Raw genomic sequence first — 16558 nt, 5'->3', positions numbered from 1 at the left:
CCAGGGGTGGCTTAGACTGGGTATGTTGAATTTGGTTAAATATTTATGCACGCACAACCCAAAGGCCGCCTAGTTTGGAATCACTCTACCCACCTTCCCGGTTTGATACCAATTTTAGAGCGCCTCACCCTAAAAATGGGAATACAAACTGTCACTCCGGGCGTCATCAACAAAGTTAAAGGACACATCCCCCGCATGACATTAAGAGTGTCAGTACCCATCCGCGGGGGATTTAAAATCATCGCCAGACAGGGCAAAACCGTACAAGAAGTCTTTATATTAACCACTCTCAGTCAAGGGGACTTGGAAGAGACGATCGCCCAAACCCTAGCCAAGTGACAATATTTTCTTAGCAAGCAAAGCCCGAGCCCTAACTGAAGTAGTTTCATCGCTTTGGGCGATTTCCTCAAGTCTGGCCGAAACTTCCGCTAACCAATCCGGTTTAACAGTCGCAGCACCCGCCAAAGCTTGCAAACCCCCCGCTGCTGCGTAGCGAACCACCCATTCTGGATCTCGGGACGCTTGCAGTAGCGTTTTCACAGCGCGAAGTTGAGCATCTGCAATTTGTTCTGCCGGCATTAGTTGCCAGCAAATCGTCCCCAAACCCCTAGCGGCTGCCCGCCGCACGCTCAAAGCAAAGTCATTCGCCGCTGCATCGAGCAAAATCTCCAAACCCCTGGGGTCGCCAATTCCCGCCAAAGCCCGAACAGCCCAAGCTCTCGCCCCGTAATTGTAGCCGTCAAGCTGTTCTAGAAGTGGCAGCACGGCAGCTTCTCCGAGTTGAATCAGCCCGTCAACGGCGGCAACAGCGGCGCCTGGGTTGTTGTAACCGAGCACTGTAATTAAGGTAGGAATTGCTTGTGTTGAGGGAGTCGCCGCCAGTGCTTTGACTGCGTTTAACAAGCCTTCGGAAGAATCTGCTTGTTCGACAGCCTGAATTAGTTCTAATGCCATTTATTTATAAGCTTTACTGTGACTATTGTAAGTGTAGGTTGGGTCGCGCGATCGAACTTTTTGCGGCGTGGGTGAGGCGCGGCGATTAACTTGAAAAGCTTACCCTACTCGAAGTAGGACAGTCTTGGTTAAAGAGTCGAATCGGCAAAAAACTCGACTCCATACCCGTGCTAGGAATTCTTGCGCTGTGCATCCTAACCGTCTTGGCGGTTCCGATAAAACTTAGCCCAAGCATACCGCTGCGGATCTTTTTTTAGCAGATATTCCACAACTTCCCGACGCTTCCCATTTTTTGCATTTTTGACAACCCGCTTCATTTCCGCATCCTGATCTCTGGGTGAAGCACCGCGTTTAATTGCCTCGTTAAACCAACGTTCGCCCTCTAAGAATTGACCCCGCTCAAAACAAATAGCTCCCATCAAAGTGTAAGGATGATGACTCTGAGGCTGATACTCAATAGCTTTTAGCGCACATCTTTCAGCATCATCTAATTTATCAATATCTCGAAAAGCACCGCCCCTAGTTGTTAGCAAAGCTGACTTGAGCTTATTTTCTTTTATTTTGTCGAAGTCCAGATTTTCTGTCAGCTTCAATGCACTTCTCGGTTGCCCTGCCTTGCGCCAATGACTGCTAGCATTAGGCAACTTCCATTTATTTCCAGTATTCTTGTACTCCTGTTCATAAAAAAGTGCTTCGATTTTGTGGTAAGCTGTAAAAATCTTGCCAGAGAACAGTCTCTGCCCTTGAGATCGGCGTTCTTCCTGCCACCCATAATAGCTATAGCTGGGTTGAGATGCTTCAATTTTATTCTCCTCAAGCCAAGCAACATCTGTTGGTTCCAGTCGCTCTCCTTTATCCAGTTTTTGCAGAATTGCGTACAATGGACTAGAAGGTGTCTGATCTTTATAGTCCGACACATCATACTTAGACTTCAGAGCAGCAAATTCCTTTTCTTGGACAAAAGTAATTACATCCTCACGTCCATTCTGTTTGAGCCAATCAATATCAGCTTCACTTAACTGCTCTCCCGATTGAATTTTGGACTTGAGACTAGCAGCATATTTGTCAAGCGCAAGAGTAATTGTCTCAGTCAGTTTACGCTTTTTCAGAAAGTTAATATCCGGCTCACCTAGCTGATTGTCTAAATCAATTTTCTTGAGAACTTTATACAGATGGCTAGAGAGGGATGAATCCTCATAAGTAGTAGCTTTATACTTAACCTTCAGTTTAGCAAAGTGCCGTCTCTGTTCAATCTCCAAAACAATGCTAAGCGTTTCGCTCAGTTGATGCTCTTCCAGCCAGTTAAGTTCTGACTCGCTCAACTGTATATCCCACTTCAGCTTTTTCAGGATTTGATAGAGCGGATTAGAGACAGATGTTTCTGGGTATTCACTAGCTTTGTACTTATCCTTGAGTTGGGCAAACTCAGCTTCCCGTCCAGCTTTTTGTTGCCAAAAAATTTCTAGAGTATCAATCAGTTGGTTGTTGAACAGCCAGTTAGCCTCTACATCACTTAATATTTGTCGTGCATCCAGTTGCTTGAGGATTTGATACAAGGGGCTATCAAGCGAACAATTTGGATCTTCAGTTGCTTGGTACTTAGCCTTTAGTGCAGCAAATCGCGCCATATCTTCAGCGATAGCAACTGTTTGAGTCAGCCCCTCTTCTTGGAGATATTTAACTTCTAAATCAGTTAGCTGATTTTCTGAATCAAGTTTCCAAAGGATAGGATACAAAGGACTGGATATGCTTAGCCCTCTGGTTACTTTAAACTTAGACTTGAGTTGAGAAAAGTTAGCATCTAGTTTTCTTCGTTCTTCAGCTTTACGTCGTGGCTGTTGCTCGATAGCTTCTATTGTTTCCAAAAGCTCATGCTCTCGTAACCACTTCCGCTCAAATTTACTAATCTCAAAGTCTAAATCAGCTTTTCGTAGAATGAGATACAGAAGACTAGAGGGAGATGAATCTTCATATTTTGTTGCTTGATACTTGGACTTCAGCGCTGCAAAATGTTGCACCTGGACTTCACAAGGATCGTTGCTCATGATTAATCCCCCGATTTATACTTCTAGCTGCTACACAACCATCTCCCAGCATTCCGCGATCGCCCGCAGTCAAAACCCAAACTTTTTTAACTGAAAACTCATCCAGATGGTAATATTATTTTAACAGGTTCGGTTTCGCCAACAACAGCTACCCACCTCAGTATTTGCACTGAAATTTATAATAATTAGTACCTAAATCCTCGTTTCTTATTCCATCAAATAATCGGTCATAGATTCACCAGGCTCAAACCGATAAAATAGTTCTCAACTCCCTGAAATACAGATATGCGGTAGGGAAACAGCACGGCGCTGTGTCCTGAAATGTGCTGTCTCCTGAATTTACGGCAGACAATTGAGAATCTCTACACCAATCCTATTTCAGTTGTGAACTAATTTTTTTCACAGTAAACTATCCATTAAGTTCATAACTTGGATAGCATCATCTGACAAAGATAGTGATTCTTGTTGATTGAGGTGATACTCCAAAACTCCTTTGAGCGCAATTAATTTCAGGCTATTTTCTGCTAAAGTCTCAGAAATAGCTTGCGCTCCCGGCAAATAGCCGATCGCCCCCAAGTCCATCAAAGCCGATCGCCTCAACTGCAAATTATCCCCATTCAAAGCACTTACCAACCGCTCTCCGTAAACCCGCTCACCAGTTAACTGATACATCGCCCGCGCCGCAGCGTACTGCACCCGCTCCACAGAATGTTCTAAAAAAGGTGAAATTAGCGGTATTGCTTCTGTCGCTTTCAGCGTTCCCAAAGCTTCAATTATCGAGTCGTAAGGTTGCACGAGGTGCGATTTTCCTGGCACTCGCACAGCCACAGCTACGCCCCCATCCAATAGCTTCATTAGCGGCTCAATAGAATCGATATCGCCCAGCATTTCTAAAGCTTGAGCAGCCGCTTCTCGCACGTAATAATCAGCGCATTCCAAACAACGAATTAGGGCCGGTAAGGCTTGTTTGTCACCCAGTTTACCCAGAGCCCGCGCCGCATTTCGTAACAAGGAATAGTCGCCGATTTTTGTTTGTTCTGACTCTTCTTCCAATGCGGCAATTAAAGCTGCAATAGCTGCCGGTTCCTTGACTCGAAATCTGCCCACCCACCAAGCAGCATAATACCGGAGACTGTAATCTTGGGAGTGCAAATTTGCGATCGCCTGTTCAACAGTTAAAGACTCGCCCTCAGCTACACCAGCCGGCGGTGAGTCAGATTCGTAATAATCCATAGTCATTAGTTATTAGTTATTAGTTATTAGTTATTCGGCGATTGAAATGGCTGCTACACAGACTAAACCTGCAACGGTTAGGGAAACTCGGCGATTGAAATGGCTACTAAACAGACAAAACCCGCCTGGGCGGGTTACATTAACTTTTAGTCCGCTTGCAGTGGACTTTATTTGTCTAGCAGCGATTTTCATCGTCCCTTCTAGCTTTTGTAGGAGCGATTTTAATCGCCCCTGCAACCAAACTATTGGTGATCGCCCGATGATTCATGGGATGATTCTGCACTCGCGCTTAAAGGATGAATGCTGACAATTTTCCCGCCCATGCGAGTAATCCGCTGCATTTCTTGATTCATCCGATTGTAAGGCACGTTGATAAATGTACTCGCGCTCGATCGAATCGAATAATCCACATTATTTGTTTCATCGCTTTGGCGCAAGCCCACAACTTCATACCGAAAGCAGCGACCAGCCGAAGCTGTATTGCCACTTTTTCCAGCTACAATTTGACCTAGCATAAGCTTCTTGGTAATTGGTAATTCTGAATGTTGAATGTTGACTGTTGACTGTTGACTGTTGACTAAAAGTTAGTAACTGCCAACTGCCAACTGCCAACTGCCAACTGACTAAATTGGAGTAATGCTGGCGATTTTCGCGCCCAGGCGTTGAAATTTCTGCATTTGCGAGGACAACTCCTCAACAGGTACGATGAAAGCCTTGCTGCTGCGGCGCACGCTGGGATAGCCGCCCGTGCGAATTCCCGAAACTTCCACGCGCACCAGCCGTCCTTCTTTGCCGTAAGCTGCCGCGCCGCCGAAAGTGCTGGCGGGAGTTACGTTTCTGGCAGAAGGCCGATATGCCCAACCTTCGTTACCGCCAGAGGGCCCAACTACAGCCGTAGCGGTGTTAGTGCCGAGTTCGACAGCTAAGCGAGAGTTTTTGCCTTCTAGTTGAGATGTATCGCTGTTTGCATAGCCGCGATACAACCGGAACATCCGGGTAAAACCGACGGTTTTTTGCCCCCGCTGGGTGTTAAAGCCGCGGTAGTAAGGCACGATACTTTCGCCGAAGTTTTCTTGATACTCTACTGAATCGATGTAAGAATCAATATCAGAGTCGTAGCCTTGTGTTTGGTACAAATCTAAGTGCTCAATTACTTCAGATTCGTCGTAGGGAGCGCGACCGAGCAAGTGTTTGTAGTTTAGTTCGATCGTCCGAGTTTGGAAACTGTTGTAGAAAAACTTGGTTTTGTACAGTTCTGACTTAGCTACAGCCCGTACAAATTCTCGTACACTCAAACTGCCGTCCCGCAGCAAAGACTCGGAACTTGTAAGTCGCTCGGATTTCATTAAATAGTCGTTGCCCAACACCTGACGGTAAACCGCACGAATCACAGTTTCAACGTCGTCTTTGGTGTAGTTCGGGCGCAATTCTACCTTCGGCGCATCGCTCAATGCGGATGTTCCTAGTCTGGACGCTGCTGTTGTAATCGCCACCAGATTTTCTCCTAAATTATTAATGACAAAAGTTTAATGCTTGGTTGCACTTGAAATTTTTAGGACTAAGGATAATATGCCTCAAAGTAGGGTGTGCACTGCACACCTTACCTATACACATAAAATTGAAGAATTTTTTAGCCTTAGTCCTAATTTGCTAAAGACGTTTCCAAAAAAACCGTCTTTACAAACTTTAAGCTGTGGTAATACTTACCACTTTGCCGCCACGTTTGTTGATTTGCTGCAAGCGGCTCGAAAGTTGCTCGTAAGGCACGAGATATTCGGTAGTAGTCCGCCGCACTTGGGGCGAAAAATTAGCCGAACCTTGCATTGCGGTGACTCGGTAGAGTTGACCGCGAGAACCGCCGGATGTGCCGCCAAGGGCTTTTCCGGTGGAGGCCGTGTATATCGGCGAGGCCATATTTCTCGCTACTTCCCAAGTCAGCCGGGCTTGGGTTCGGTTTTGCGATCGATCGCTAGAAGCAAAACCCCGGTACAGTTGAAACATCCGGTTAAAACCGACGGTTTTTTGACCTCTTTGAGTCGCGAAACCGCGATAGTAAGGCACTACACTTTCGCCAAAATTTTCTTGATACTCAACTGAGTCAATGTAAGAATTGATTTCAGCTTCGTAGCCTTCTGCATTGTACAAATCAACGTGGAAAGCAATTTCCGACTCGTCGTAAGGAGCGCGGCCCAACAAATGCTTATAATTAAGCTCAATTAACCGCGTTTGCGAGTTCGGATAAAAAAACTTTTTCCGATAGGTTTCGGAATGTGCAATTGACCGCACAAAATCTTTCACTGAAATCTGCCCTTGCAGCAGCAGAGATTCAGCACTGGTAAGTCGTTCGCTCGACATTAAATACTCGTTGCCGAAAACTTGACTGTAAGCAGCGCGAATTACTGCTTTCGCATCCTCTTGCGTCCAGTGGGGGCGCAGTTCTACCCGTCCCGCTTCTTCAAATGCTTTTATTCCCAACCGTTCTGCTGCAGCTAGTCCCGCCATCTTCGCTTCTTCCTTTTTTGCTGTAAAAATTGAAAACTGCTTAAAAAAGTATTTGCAAAACTAGGCTTGGATCGCAGATGCCCGGAATTGTAAACAACCGCTAACACTTAAGCTAACAGCAGCTTACAATCCCGGGCATCACGCAAATCTAGCTCAGAGCGTTGATTGCGTAGTCGATGTAGGAATTCGCTTCAGTTGCAGCGTCGCCACTGAGACCGTGGTTGCCTTTGATGTACTTGAGGGCTTCAACGTACCAGCTAGGAGACAATTCAAATGTCCGGTTGATTTCGTCAACACCTGCAATCAGGTACTCGTCCATCGGACCGGTGCCGCCTGCAACTAAGCAGTAGGTTACCATGCGGAGGTAGTAGCCGATGTCGCGAGCGCACTTAGCTTTACCTGTTGGGGTAGAAGCGTAGTTCGGGCCTTGCATTTGTTGGGTGTACGGAAATTTGTTGTACACAGCTTGAGCTGCACCGTCGATCAAGCGCTGAGAGTTGGCGGTCAAAGCCTTGGCTGCTTCCAAACCTGCTGCTGCTTGGCGGAAACGGCCGAAGGCAACTTGTAGTTCAGTGCTGCTCAGGAAACGACCTTGAGAATCGGCTGCTGTTACTGCTTCAGTCAAAGGGGTTTTCATTGTTCTGGTTTCTCCCTAATGTTGTGTTGTTTTTGTGTACAAAAATGATTGTTTGCAAAAATGCGATGCTCGCTTCTTTACAAGAAAGGTTCGCTTGGCTATTTTTAGCCGACTGCACTAGCTGCGCGGTCGAAGTAGCTGCCGATTTCAGACATTAGCGAGCTGCAATCACCACGGGTAACACCGTTGGGGTCGTTAGCGATCGCAATTGCTGCTTCCTTCATTTTTTGCACGCCGGCTGCAACTGAGCCACCGGGAACTCCCAGAGCTTGGTATGTTTCACGCAGACCGTTCAAGCAGCGGTCGTCCAAAACGCTGGCGTCGCCTGCAAATGTTGCATAGGTGACGTAGCGCAAGATGATTTCCATATCGCGCAAGCAAGCTGCCATGCGGCGGTTGGTGTACGCATTGCCACCAGGAGCGATCAGTTGAGGCTGTTCGGCGAACAAGGTGCGAGCTGCATTGGCTACGATGCTGGATGCGTTGCCGGTGATGCGGTTTACTGCGTCAATCCGCTTGTTGGCGTCGGAAACCATGCTGCTGAGAGCATCGAGTTGACCCTGAGCTAGAAATTCGCCCCGAGCGTCAGATTGGGAAACCACTTTTGTAAATGCGTCAAACATGAAAGAACTCTCCTACTTGAGTTAATTGAGTTTGGTTGCGGTATAAAACCGTTAAGTTAAATTTGTTCAGGCTACGAGTGCCTGCAAGGGTTGAAATTTGATGCCAGCTAATCTGCTGGTCCGATCGAGTTCTCCCTTTCCGCTACCTGCACTATTGTTACATCGTAACGGACGTTTAAGAAACCTTAGAATTTTTTACATCTTTTATGAGATGCGACAAACCTTGTCAATCAGTGTTTTTGTTAACTTTGGCCTGTCGTTTCAACCCTCTGATAATCTTTATACAACGCTCGCCCGTCTTTGTTTATTACAAATTATTACAGAAAGTTATCTCTCTAAGAAGGTAAATGTCTGGCTGGGCAAGTCCGGGCTAATCTCCTTCCTGCGGTAGATGCGGTGTTGCACAAACAAAAGCAGAGTTTGCTTTTTTCGACCCTGCAGTTGCGGTTGAAGCGCCCCGAACCATCTCATGGACCGATCGCCTTTGTTGGCTTTCTCTGGAAAAGCCAAATTGTTAAGAAGTATTAAGTAAATTAAAGTTTTGGTAAAAAAGGCTGGGGGAATAGGGAAAAAAGCAAAAATTCTGCCCCATGTCAGGATGGCAGCAGAATTGGGTGTGGGCAAAATCCAAAAGATTGCGATCCCGATCGCCACAGCGTCAGCTTTTGCCGGAAATATCAGCATTTAGCGACAAAACTCAGCCGTTGGAAGTTGAAAGACCGGCCCCGGTCTTTCATAACGCGGGGATGCTGGGTCCAGGGAGTCATTGAACTTGACCCCAGAACCCGCATCTATATACTGTTTGTCCCCGCAGTGGTTGCAAAAAAACTGTCTTCATCTATCTGTTCTATGTTCTGCTTCCCACAGGCTAGTCGCACGGAAGGGTGTGGCAAGCTGAGCATTGTTGATGGTGAGAAAACCAACATAGGCGATCGAGACCTGTCGAGGCAGGGCCATTTTTCTTTTAACATTAAAACTCAGCGAGATAGATGAGTTAGGATATTCGCCTTTTATTAGGTTTGTTTTAAGGTAGGTTTTGACCTGCAGCGCACGCTTGCATCCCCCGACTAAAGTCACTCTTGCTTTCAGCTTCTTTTCTGTGTAAAAGCCGAAGGAATTGCTAATTTTTAGTAGTAAGGTGGATAGGTGCTATCAGCCGTAGGCGTACAAACGGCGCGATCGAGCAGCCAGACGCATTGAAGTTAAAAGCTTTTTGCTTCCCCGGCATCGAACCGCCCAAAACCACTCCCAAGTTAAACAGTTTTTTATTCAGAACTCAAAACTTAAAACTCTCTTACTGTAATCAGCCAGATGGATCGGCTGTAGCTGTCCGGCCGCAACCACCTTTATGCCCCACGCTCGATCGTAATTTATGTCTTCAAATTCTCCCTCTTCTTGGCACACCGTAGCAATTGACCAAACTCTCCAGCAGCTAAGCAGCAACAAAGACGCTGGCTTGAGCAGCCAACAGGTGTCAGAACGCTTGCAGCAATACGGCCCCAACGAACTCGAAGAAACAGGAGGCCGCAGTCCGTGGTCGATTTTTGTCGATCAGTTCACCAACATCATGTTGTTGATGCTGATGGGTGTGGCCGTGATTTCGGCTTTTTTGGACATCAGGTCGAATACTTTTCCCAAAGATGCGATCGCCATTTTTGCGATCGTCATACTCAACGGCATTCTCGGCTTTTTCCAAGAGCAAAGTGCTGAAAAAGCCCTCGCAGCCCTCAAAAACCTTGCTTCCCCCCTAGTCAGAGTCCTGCGGGACGGCAAAACTTCCGACATAGCAGCCAAGGAACTTGTACCCGGAGACGTGATGCTGTTAGAGGCTGGGGTAAAAATAGCAGCAGACGCACGCTTGATCGAAACATCAAATCTGCAAGTCAGAGAATCTGCTTTGACAGGAGAAGCTCTAGCAGTCACCAAGCAAGCAGAGCTAGAACTTCCAGAAGATGCTTCCTTGGGCGATCGACTCAACCTGATTTTTCAGGGCACAGAAGTTGTTCAGGGACGAGCAAAGGCGATCGTCACCAACACCGCAATGCAAACTGAACTGGGCAAAATTGCCACCATGCTTCAGTCAGTAGAAAACGAACCGACTCCCCTGCAACAGCGGATGGATCAGTTGGGAAAGGTTCTAGTCTCCGGTGCCCTAACCTTAGTCGCAATTGTCGTCATCGGCGGCATGATTACCTTCCAAAACGGCAGCCTCGGGTTCGATACCAGCAGGTGGGAAGATTTGTTAGAAGTTTCTCTGAGCATGGCTGTGGCTGTGGTCCCCGAAGGACTCGCAGCAGTCGTGACAGTTACTCTAGCACTCGGAACTAGGCGGATGGTGAAGCGAAACGCCCTGATTCGGAAACTGCCGGCAGTAGAAACTTTGGGATCGGTAACTACCATTTGTTCTGACAAAACAGGTACTCTGACTCAAAATAAAATGGTAGTTCAGCTAGTGTCTACGGGCGACTGCACAGTCGCAGTCGCAGGCGACGGCTATGCCCCGATCGGAGATTTTACCGATCGCCTGACATCGACCAAAATTAATAATTTAGAGGAATATCCAGAACTCGAATCTTTATTAATTGCCTGTGCAGTTTGCAACGACGCAGTATTGCAACAAGAACAGCAAGAATGGCAGATTTTAGGCGACCCCACAGAAGGAGCTCTGCTGTGCGTAGCGGGAAAAGCAGGCATTTATAAGGAAAAACAGTCTCAATTGCTGCCGCGGACGGCGGAATTTCCTTTTTCTTCGGAACGCAAGCGCATGAGCGTGATTTGCGAAGTGCCCGGCAGATCGGGAAATTCGGGATTTCCCGCTGAAAAAGGACAGCAGCCGAATTATTTGATGCTGACCAAAGGTTCTCCAGAGTTGACTTTGGAACGCTGCAAAGGCATTATAGTCGGCGATCGAGTACAACCTTTAACCCAGGAAATGCGCGATCGCATCCTCGCGGGAAACAACAACATGGCAAGCGGCGGTTTGCGAGTGCTCGGGTTTGCGTACAAACTCTGGGAAAACTTGCCGCCCGAAGGTTCTGAGGAAACCAGCGAACAAGACATGATTTGGCTGGGACTCGTCAGTATGCTGGACGCCCCGCGCCCGGAAGTGCGGGAAGCAGTGAGGAAGTGCCGCAATGCTGGCATTCGGGTGGTGATGATTACAGGAGACCACCAGTTGACAGCAAAAGCCATCGCCTACGATTTAGGTATTGCTAGAGAGGGCGATCGAGTTCTCACCGGTCAAGAATTAGAAAAGCTCAGCCAAGAAGAACTCAAACAGCAAGTCGAACAGGTTAGCGTTTACGCCCGCGTCTCCCCAGAACACAAATTGCGAATTGTCCAAGCTTTGCAAAGTTGGGGCAAATTTGTCGCAATGACCGGCGACGGCGTTAACGACGCCCCCGCCTTGAAACAAGCCGATATAGGCATCGCCATGGGGATTACCGGCACCGATGTCAGCAAAGAAGCTAGCGATATGGTGCTCCTGGACGACAACTTCGCAACTATTGTCGCCGCCGCTGAAGAAGGGCGAGTGGTTTATAGCAATATTCGCCGCTTTATTAAGTACATTTTGGGCAGCAACATCGGCGAAGTTTTGACAATTGCGGCCGCACCTTTAATGGGTTTGGGAGGAGTGCCGCTGACGCCGCTGCAAATTTTGTGGATGAATTTAGTAACAGACGGCGTTCCCGCTTTGGCCTTGGCCGTGGAACCGGCGGAACCGAACGTGATGAAAAGGCCTCCTTTCAGTCCGCGAGAAAGTATTTTTGCGCGGGGTTTGGGTTCTTACATGATTCGGATCGGGATTATTTTTGCAATTTTGACGATCGCAATGATGTCCTGGGCTTACGGATATACCACCAACCCTAACCATGTTGGAGATCCCGAGGCTTGGAAAACAATGGTGTTTACAACTCTTTGTTTGGCGCAAATGGGTCACGCGATCGCAATTCGGTCTAACACTCAGCTAACTCTTGAGTTAAATCCCTTCACTAATGTTTTTGTGTGGGGGGCTGTAATTGTGACTACTATTCTGCAATTGATGCTGATTTATGTTCCGCCACTGAGAGCATTTTTCGGCACTCATTATTTAACGGGGTTTGAGTTGCTAGTTTGCTTCGGTTTCAGCGCTCTAATGTTTGTCTGGATCGAAATGGAAAAACTGTTCTTGCGCTTTTACAAATCTAGAAAATAGTCTTAAGGGCTGACGAATACTGAGCGAGGTTTCATTATTAGCTAGATCCCTCGCATTTGGAACTATTCTCTCTTCACATCCGCCAGGGGTTGAAACCCCTGGCTCATATCAAATCCGGTAGCATCGGAATTATTCATTTCTGTATTCTCTCCCTCTGCGTTCTCTGCGCCCTCTGTGGTTAAATCATTCCGAGGCAACCGGAAACAACGATATCACACCCAAATTCATCGCTATGAAGACTAAACATATTGTGTCACAATTAAACATTTATTACTTCGTTATAATGTGATTGCCAGCGCAACGCTCGGCGAAAATCGCCATCGTAAAGGATCTCGGTTGCCAACCTGTAAGGTGCCCCCCGTCGTTCACCCGCTCGATGACTGTATTACTAATTACCAATTACCAATTATTAATAATATGTATTTGAAAACGCTGCACCTACGGCAGTTTCGGAACTACTTCGATCAAAAGGTAGCGTTTGACGCTCCCAAAACCATTTTAGTAGGAAACAACGCTCAAGGAAAATCTAACTTGTTAGAAGCGGTAGAGTTACTTTCTACATTAAAAAGCCACAGGGTAGGGCGCGATCGCGATTTAATACTCGACTCAAAGCCGAGCGGGCAAATTGATGCTACACTCGAACGTCAAGCCGGACCGCTCGACTTAGCTTTAACTCTTCGCTCTGGGGCGCGTCGAACACTGAAGATCAACGGTGAACCGCTGCGCCGCCATTTAGACTTTTTGAGCGTCTTAAATGTAGTGCAATTTTCTTGTTTGGATTTGGACTTAGTGCGCGGCGGGCCCGAAGGAAGGCGCAATTGGATCGATCGCCTAGTCATCCAATTAGAACCGATTTACGCTCACATTTTGCACCAGTACAACCAAATTTTGCGCCAGAGGAACGCTCTGTTGAAACGTTCTAAAGAAATCCGCAAAGCGGAATTTTCCGACAGTTTTGACAAAATGCGATTTATGACACCCGAAAGTCCCGAACCGGAAAATACAGAAGACTTACCCATCCCCAATTCCCAATTCCCAATTCCCAATTCCCAATTCCCAATTCCCCGGTCGGAATTAGCTTTGTGGGACGCGCAGTTGGCGACAGCGGGGGCTCGCGTCATCCGCAGGCGCGATCGAATATTGGAGCGTTTGATGCCTTTAGCTCGACATTGGCACCGTTCAATTAGCGGTTCAGCAGAAGTTTTAGATGTGAAATACGATGCTAATATTGAAGTAAGTTCAGAATTTATCGCTAAAGACAATCTCGAAGGAGTGCGGCAAGCATTTTTAGAGAAAATTCAAAAAAGGGCGATCGCAGAACAGTTTCAAGGAACCACTTTAGTGGGCCCCCACCGCGACGACATTACATTTACAATTAACAATACCCCAGCTCGTCAATACGCATCCCAAGGTCAGCAGCGAACTCTGGTATTAGCATTAAAATTAGCCGAATTGCAGCTTATTGAAGAAGTCGTCGGCGAAGCGCCTTTACTATTGCTCGACGACGTACTTGCAGAACTCGATCTCAGCCGCCAAAATCAACTTTTAGAAACAATTCAAGAACGATTTCAAACTCTGATTACTACAACTCACCTAGGCGCTTTTGATGCTCAGTGGCTGCGACAAACCCAAATTCTCTCCGTCGTTGCTGGACAAATCAATCGATTTTAGATTTTAGATTTTAGATTTTAGATTGACAAATTTTCTTTTTCATGGTAAAGGTACAAAAAAAATGAAAATTTGGCATTATTAGCTCTATTCGAGATAGGATAAAGGTTAATTTTGATTGCCGCTTTCGCTTCCATTTTTCTAAACCTTATGAAGCATTACATTTCCCGTCTGTTAGCCCTGGTATTAGTTGTTGTCATCGGCGTAGCGGGCTGTACCAATGTTCCGGCCACTCTGAGTGGAGATTATGGCCAAGACACATTAGCATTAGTGAACAGCTTGAGAACAGCGCTCACTTTGCCAGAGGGCACGCCGGAAAAAGCAGCCGCTCAAGCCAAGGCTCGCACAAGTATCAACGATTTTTTTGCTGCCTACCGCCGCGATCCCTCTCTTACCAAGCTGGCCTCTTTCACGACAATGCGGACGGCATTAAACTCTTTGGCTGGACATTACAGTTCCTATCCCAACCGTCCTGTTCCTGAAAAATTGAAAAAGCGTCTTGAGTCAGAATTTCAGCAGATTGAAGCTGCTCTTAACCGAGGAGCTTAATCTCAAAATTTAGGATCAAGGATAAATTTTAACAATTCATCTTCATCCTTGATATTTGAGTGTTAACAATTTTTAGTAGAAATATCAACTGCTTTTAGCGCCCACTGTACCCAGGCGCTTTTTTATGCAGCATTTAGGTAAAAAATACTGAAAAATCGAACTGGATTATGATATCAAATCCGGGCTTTTTACCCCCTTTATTTTTGAGTCCGCGAAGGCGCGTGCCTGCGCGCCAACACTTAGGCAGAGGAAAGTTTGTATAGCATAGCAGCGGTTTAATCGCAGAGTCTTATCTTACCCGATCGCCCTTATTAATTTTAAATAGCCGCCAGATAGAATTTGCATTGTGCGATCGACTTGTGCCATAACTAAGTCAACCGAAAAAAGTAGAAAATTTGTAGCTGCTTGTTGAGCGCGATCGCATTTTTGAGATCGCCATCCAATTTAAACCAGAAAACCCCATTCCATTCTCCCATGAAAATTGCACCAACTCGCATCGCGAATTTTCAACACCAGCGACGCTTTTTAAGTGCGGTAACTGCTGTTTTAACCAGTAGCTTCATCAGCCAGCTTGTTTGGCCGTTTATCGGAAATCAACCAGCTTTTGCCCAAACATCAGCCTACTGCCAATTATCCCAAGAACAAGTCAATCAAAAAGAAGACTTGCGCCGCGCCGCGCTATCGGGAAAACGGGAATCTCAGCAAGCATATTTTGCTGTTTTGAACAAACACGCGCGGGAAATAGCAGAATGCCGCCAAAAAACTTGGCCCGAAACCCAAGCAGTTTGGCTGCGTTTGTATCCCTGCGATGTCAGACCCGGAGAAATCGATCGAGTATTAGACAAAGTTGTGAATAAAGGTTACAACCAAGTCTATATAGAAACATTTTATGACGGTCAAGTGCTGCTACCAGTCGCAGACAATCCTACGGCTTGGCCTTCTGTTTTGAGAAATCGCGGTTACGAGAAATACGACTTGTTAGAAAAGGCGATCGCCAAAGGCAAACAGCGAGGTTTAAAAGTATACGCCTGGTTGTTTACCATGAACTTTGGCTATACTTATTCTCAGCGTTCCGACAGACAGCAAACCCTCGCTATCAACGGTAAAAATCAGACAACTTTAACAGTAGTTCAAGACGCAGGAATTAACGAGGACTTCGGAGAAGTTCCGGGCAATCAAGCCTTTATCGATCCGTACAACCCGCAAGCCAGGCAAGACTATACTTTGTTAGTAAATCAAATAGTCAAGCGCAAGCCGCAAGGAATGTTATTCGATTACATTCGCTATCTACGCGGCGTCGGACCCGCTTCAGTTGCTACCAAAGTTCAAGACTTGTGGATTTACGGCCCAGCATCGCAGCAAGTTCTTTTGCAGCGGGCTAGCAATCAGCAAGGGCGAGATTTAATTCAGCGATATTTGACTAAGGGATTTATCAATCCTAATGACGTTCAAGCAGTAGTCAAACAGTATCCAACTGAGCGAGAACCTCTTTGGCAGGGCCGAATTCCGCAGGCGATGTCAGTAGCAACTCCACCTTCTAGAAAAGAGAATGCCGCATCAAGATCGGCCTCAACAACTCCCGCTGCTAACAAGCCAAAGGCTGCAACTGCCACACCGAAACCGATACCGCCACTTCCCGATACTGGCATTCTGCAAAAAGACCTCTGGAAACTGAGCGTTGCTCACGCAGTCCAAGGGATTTTAGATTTTTTTGGAATAGCTATTCAACCAGCTCAAAGGATGGGAATTCCTGTAGGAGCAGTGTTTTTTCCCACTGCAAATCAAGCGATAAATCAAGGGGGATATGATTCGAGATTGCAGCCTTGGGACAGCTTTCCGGCTGCGGTGGAATTCCACGCTATGTCTTACGGAAATTGCGGTGATGTAAGCTGCATTGTTCCACAGGTGCAGCGGACAGTGAGTTTAGCGCCTGCGGGAGCAAAAATTATTCCTGCCATTGCTGGAGATTGGGGAAAACCTCTCAGAAATCGGCCGTCTTTGGAGATTCAAATGCAGGCAATTCGCTCGGCTACGCCGCAAATTAATGCGGTGAGTCATTTTGCTTTTGGGTGGCAAGAACCGGAGGATGAAAGGGCGCGGCAAACTTGCCGGTTGTAGGGGGATTCGTTGTTGTAGAGATGCGATTTGTAGC

At 46.7% G+C, this 16558-nt stretch carries 14 protein-coding genes; 5 read left to right on the top strand and 9 right to left on the bottom strand.

The window, feature by feature from the left end; all coding sequences use genetic code 11:
- Window positions 1-45: 45 nt before the first annotated feature.
- Complete coding sequence (locus tag QUA33_RS06820; protein WP_190661665.1) at window positions 46-339, top strand: DUF2103 domain-containing protein; 294 nt, start codon at window positions 46-48, stop codon at window positions 337-339.
- On the opposite strand, the gene QUA33_RS06815 is transcribed toward QUA33_RS06820, so the two are convergent.
- From QUA33_RS06815 to QUA33_RS06775, 9 genes are all read right to left on the bottom strand, one after another.
- Window positions 328-954: a HEAT repeat domain-containing protein gene (locus QUA33_RS06815; protein WP_333147523.1), complete on the bottom strand. Its 627-nt coding sequence runs from the start codon at window positions 952-954 to the stop codon at window positions 328-330. The genes QUA33_RS06820 and QUA33_RS06815 overlap by 12 nt on opposite strands.
- Before the next feature lie 194 nt (window positions 955-1148).
- Window positions 1149-2999 (bottom strand): hypothetical protein, encoded by a 1851-nt coding sequence (locus QUA33_RS06810; protein WP_333147521.1) that lies wholly within the window; start codon window positions 2997-2999, stop codon window positions 1149-1151.
- A 399-nt stretch (window positions 3000-3398) separates the two neighbouring features.
- Window positions 3399-4238 (bottom strand): HEAT repeat domain-containing protein, encoded by an 840-nt coding sequence (locus tag QUA33_RS06805; protein ID WP_333147519.1) that lies wholly within the window; start codon window positions 4236-4238, stop codon window positions 3399-3401.
- A 236-nt stretch (window positions 4239-4474) separates the two neighbouring features.
- Window positions 4475-4747: a phycobilisome linker polypeptide gene (locus QUA33_RS06800; RefSeq protein ID WP_333066256.1), complete on the bottom strand. Its 273-nt coding sequence runs from the start codon at window positions 4745-4747 to the stop codon at window positions 4475-4477.
- Window positions 4748-4855: 108 nt separating this feature from the next.
- Window positions 4856-5725 carry a phycobilisome linker polypeptide gene (locus QUA33_RS06795; RefSeq protein ID WP_333099158.1) on the bottom strand — a complete coding sequence of 290 codons (870 nt, stop codon included), beginning with the start codon at window positions 5723-5725 and terminating at the stop codon, window positions 4856-4858.
- Between the two features lie 193 nt (window positions 5726-5918).
- Window positions 5919-6734 carry a phycobilisome linker polypeptide gene (locus QUA33_RS06790; RefSeq protein ID WP_333099157.1) on the bottom strand — a complete coding sequence of 272 codons (816 nt, stop codon included), beginning with the start codon at window positions 6732-6734 and terminating at the stop codon, window positions 5919-5921.
- A gap of 148 nt (window positions 6735-6882) precedes the next feature.
- Window positions 6883-7371, bottom strand: coding sequence for a phycocyanin subunit alpha (gene cpcA / locus QUA33_RS06785; RefSeq protein ID WP_015175793.1), 489 nt, complete (start codon window positions 7369-7371; stop codon window positions 6883-6885).
- Between the two features lie 104 nt (window positions 7372-7475).
- Complete coding sequence (locus QUA33_RS06780) at window positions 7476-7994, bottom strand: phycocyanin subunit beta (RefSeq protein ID WP_332948147.1); 519 nt, start codon at window positions 7992-7994, stop codon at window positions 7476-7478.
- 327 nt (window positions 7995-8321) lie between these two features.
- Window positions 8322-8678 carry a hypothetical protein gene (locus tag QUA33_RS06775; RefSeq protein ID WP_333147517.1) on the bottom strand — a complete coding sequence of 119 codons (357 nt, stop codon included), beginning with the start codon at window positions 8676-8678 and terminating at the stop codon, window positions 8322-8324.
- Between the two features lie 688 nt (window positions 8679-9366).
- Here QUA33_RS06775 and QUA33_RS06770 point away from each other — a divergent pair.
- The 4 genes from QUA33_RS06770 (at window position 9367) to QUA33_RS06755 (ending at window position 16524) form a co-directional block, all read left to right on the top strand.
- Complete coding sequence (locus tag QUA33_RS06770) at window positions 9367-12189, top strand: cation-transporting P-type ATPase (protein WP_333147515.1); 2823 nt, start codon at window positions 9367-9369, stop codon at window positions 12187-12189.
- Window positions 12190-12606: 417 nt separating this feature from the next.
- A complete protein-coding gene (locus tag QUA33_RS06765; protein ID WP_333147571.1) occupies window positions 12607-13860 on the top strand; it encodes a DNA replication/repair protein RecF in 1254 nt (417 codons plus the stop codon).
- Between the two features lie 147 nt (window positions 13861-14007).
- A complete protein-coding gene (gene psb27, locus QUA33_RS06760) occupies window positions 14008-14406 on the top strand; it encodes a photosystem II protein Psb27 (RefSeq protein WP_333147513.1) in 399 nt (132 codons plus the stop codon).
- A 474-nt stretch (window positions 14407-14880) separates the two neighbouring features.
- Complete coding sequence (locus QUA33_RS06755; RefSeq protein ID WP_333147512.1) at window positions 14881-16524, top strand: family 10 glycosylhydrolase; 1644 nt, start codon at window positions 14881-14883, stop codon at window positions 16522-16524.
- Window positions 16525-16558 lie beyond the last annotated feature (34 nt).

It is taken from the genome of Microcoleus sp. Pol14D4 (genome assembly GCF_036701245.1).
Lineage (GTDB): Bacteria > Cyanobacteriota > Cyanobacteriia > Cyanobacteriales > Microcoleaceae > Microcoleus.
The sequence above is the reverse complement of the archived record's forward strand: the minus strand, read 5'-3'. Positions and strand labels throughout refer to the sequence as shown.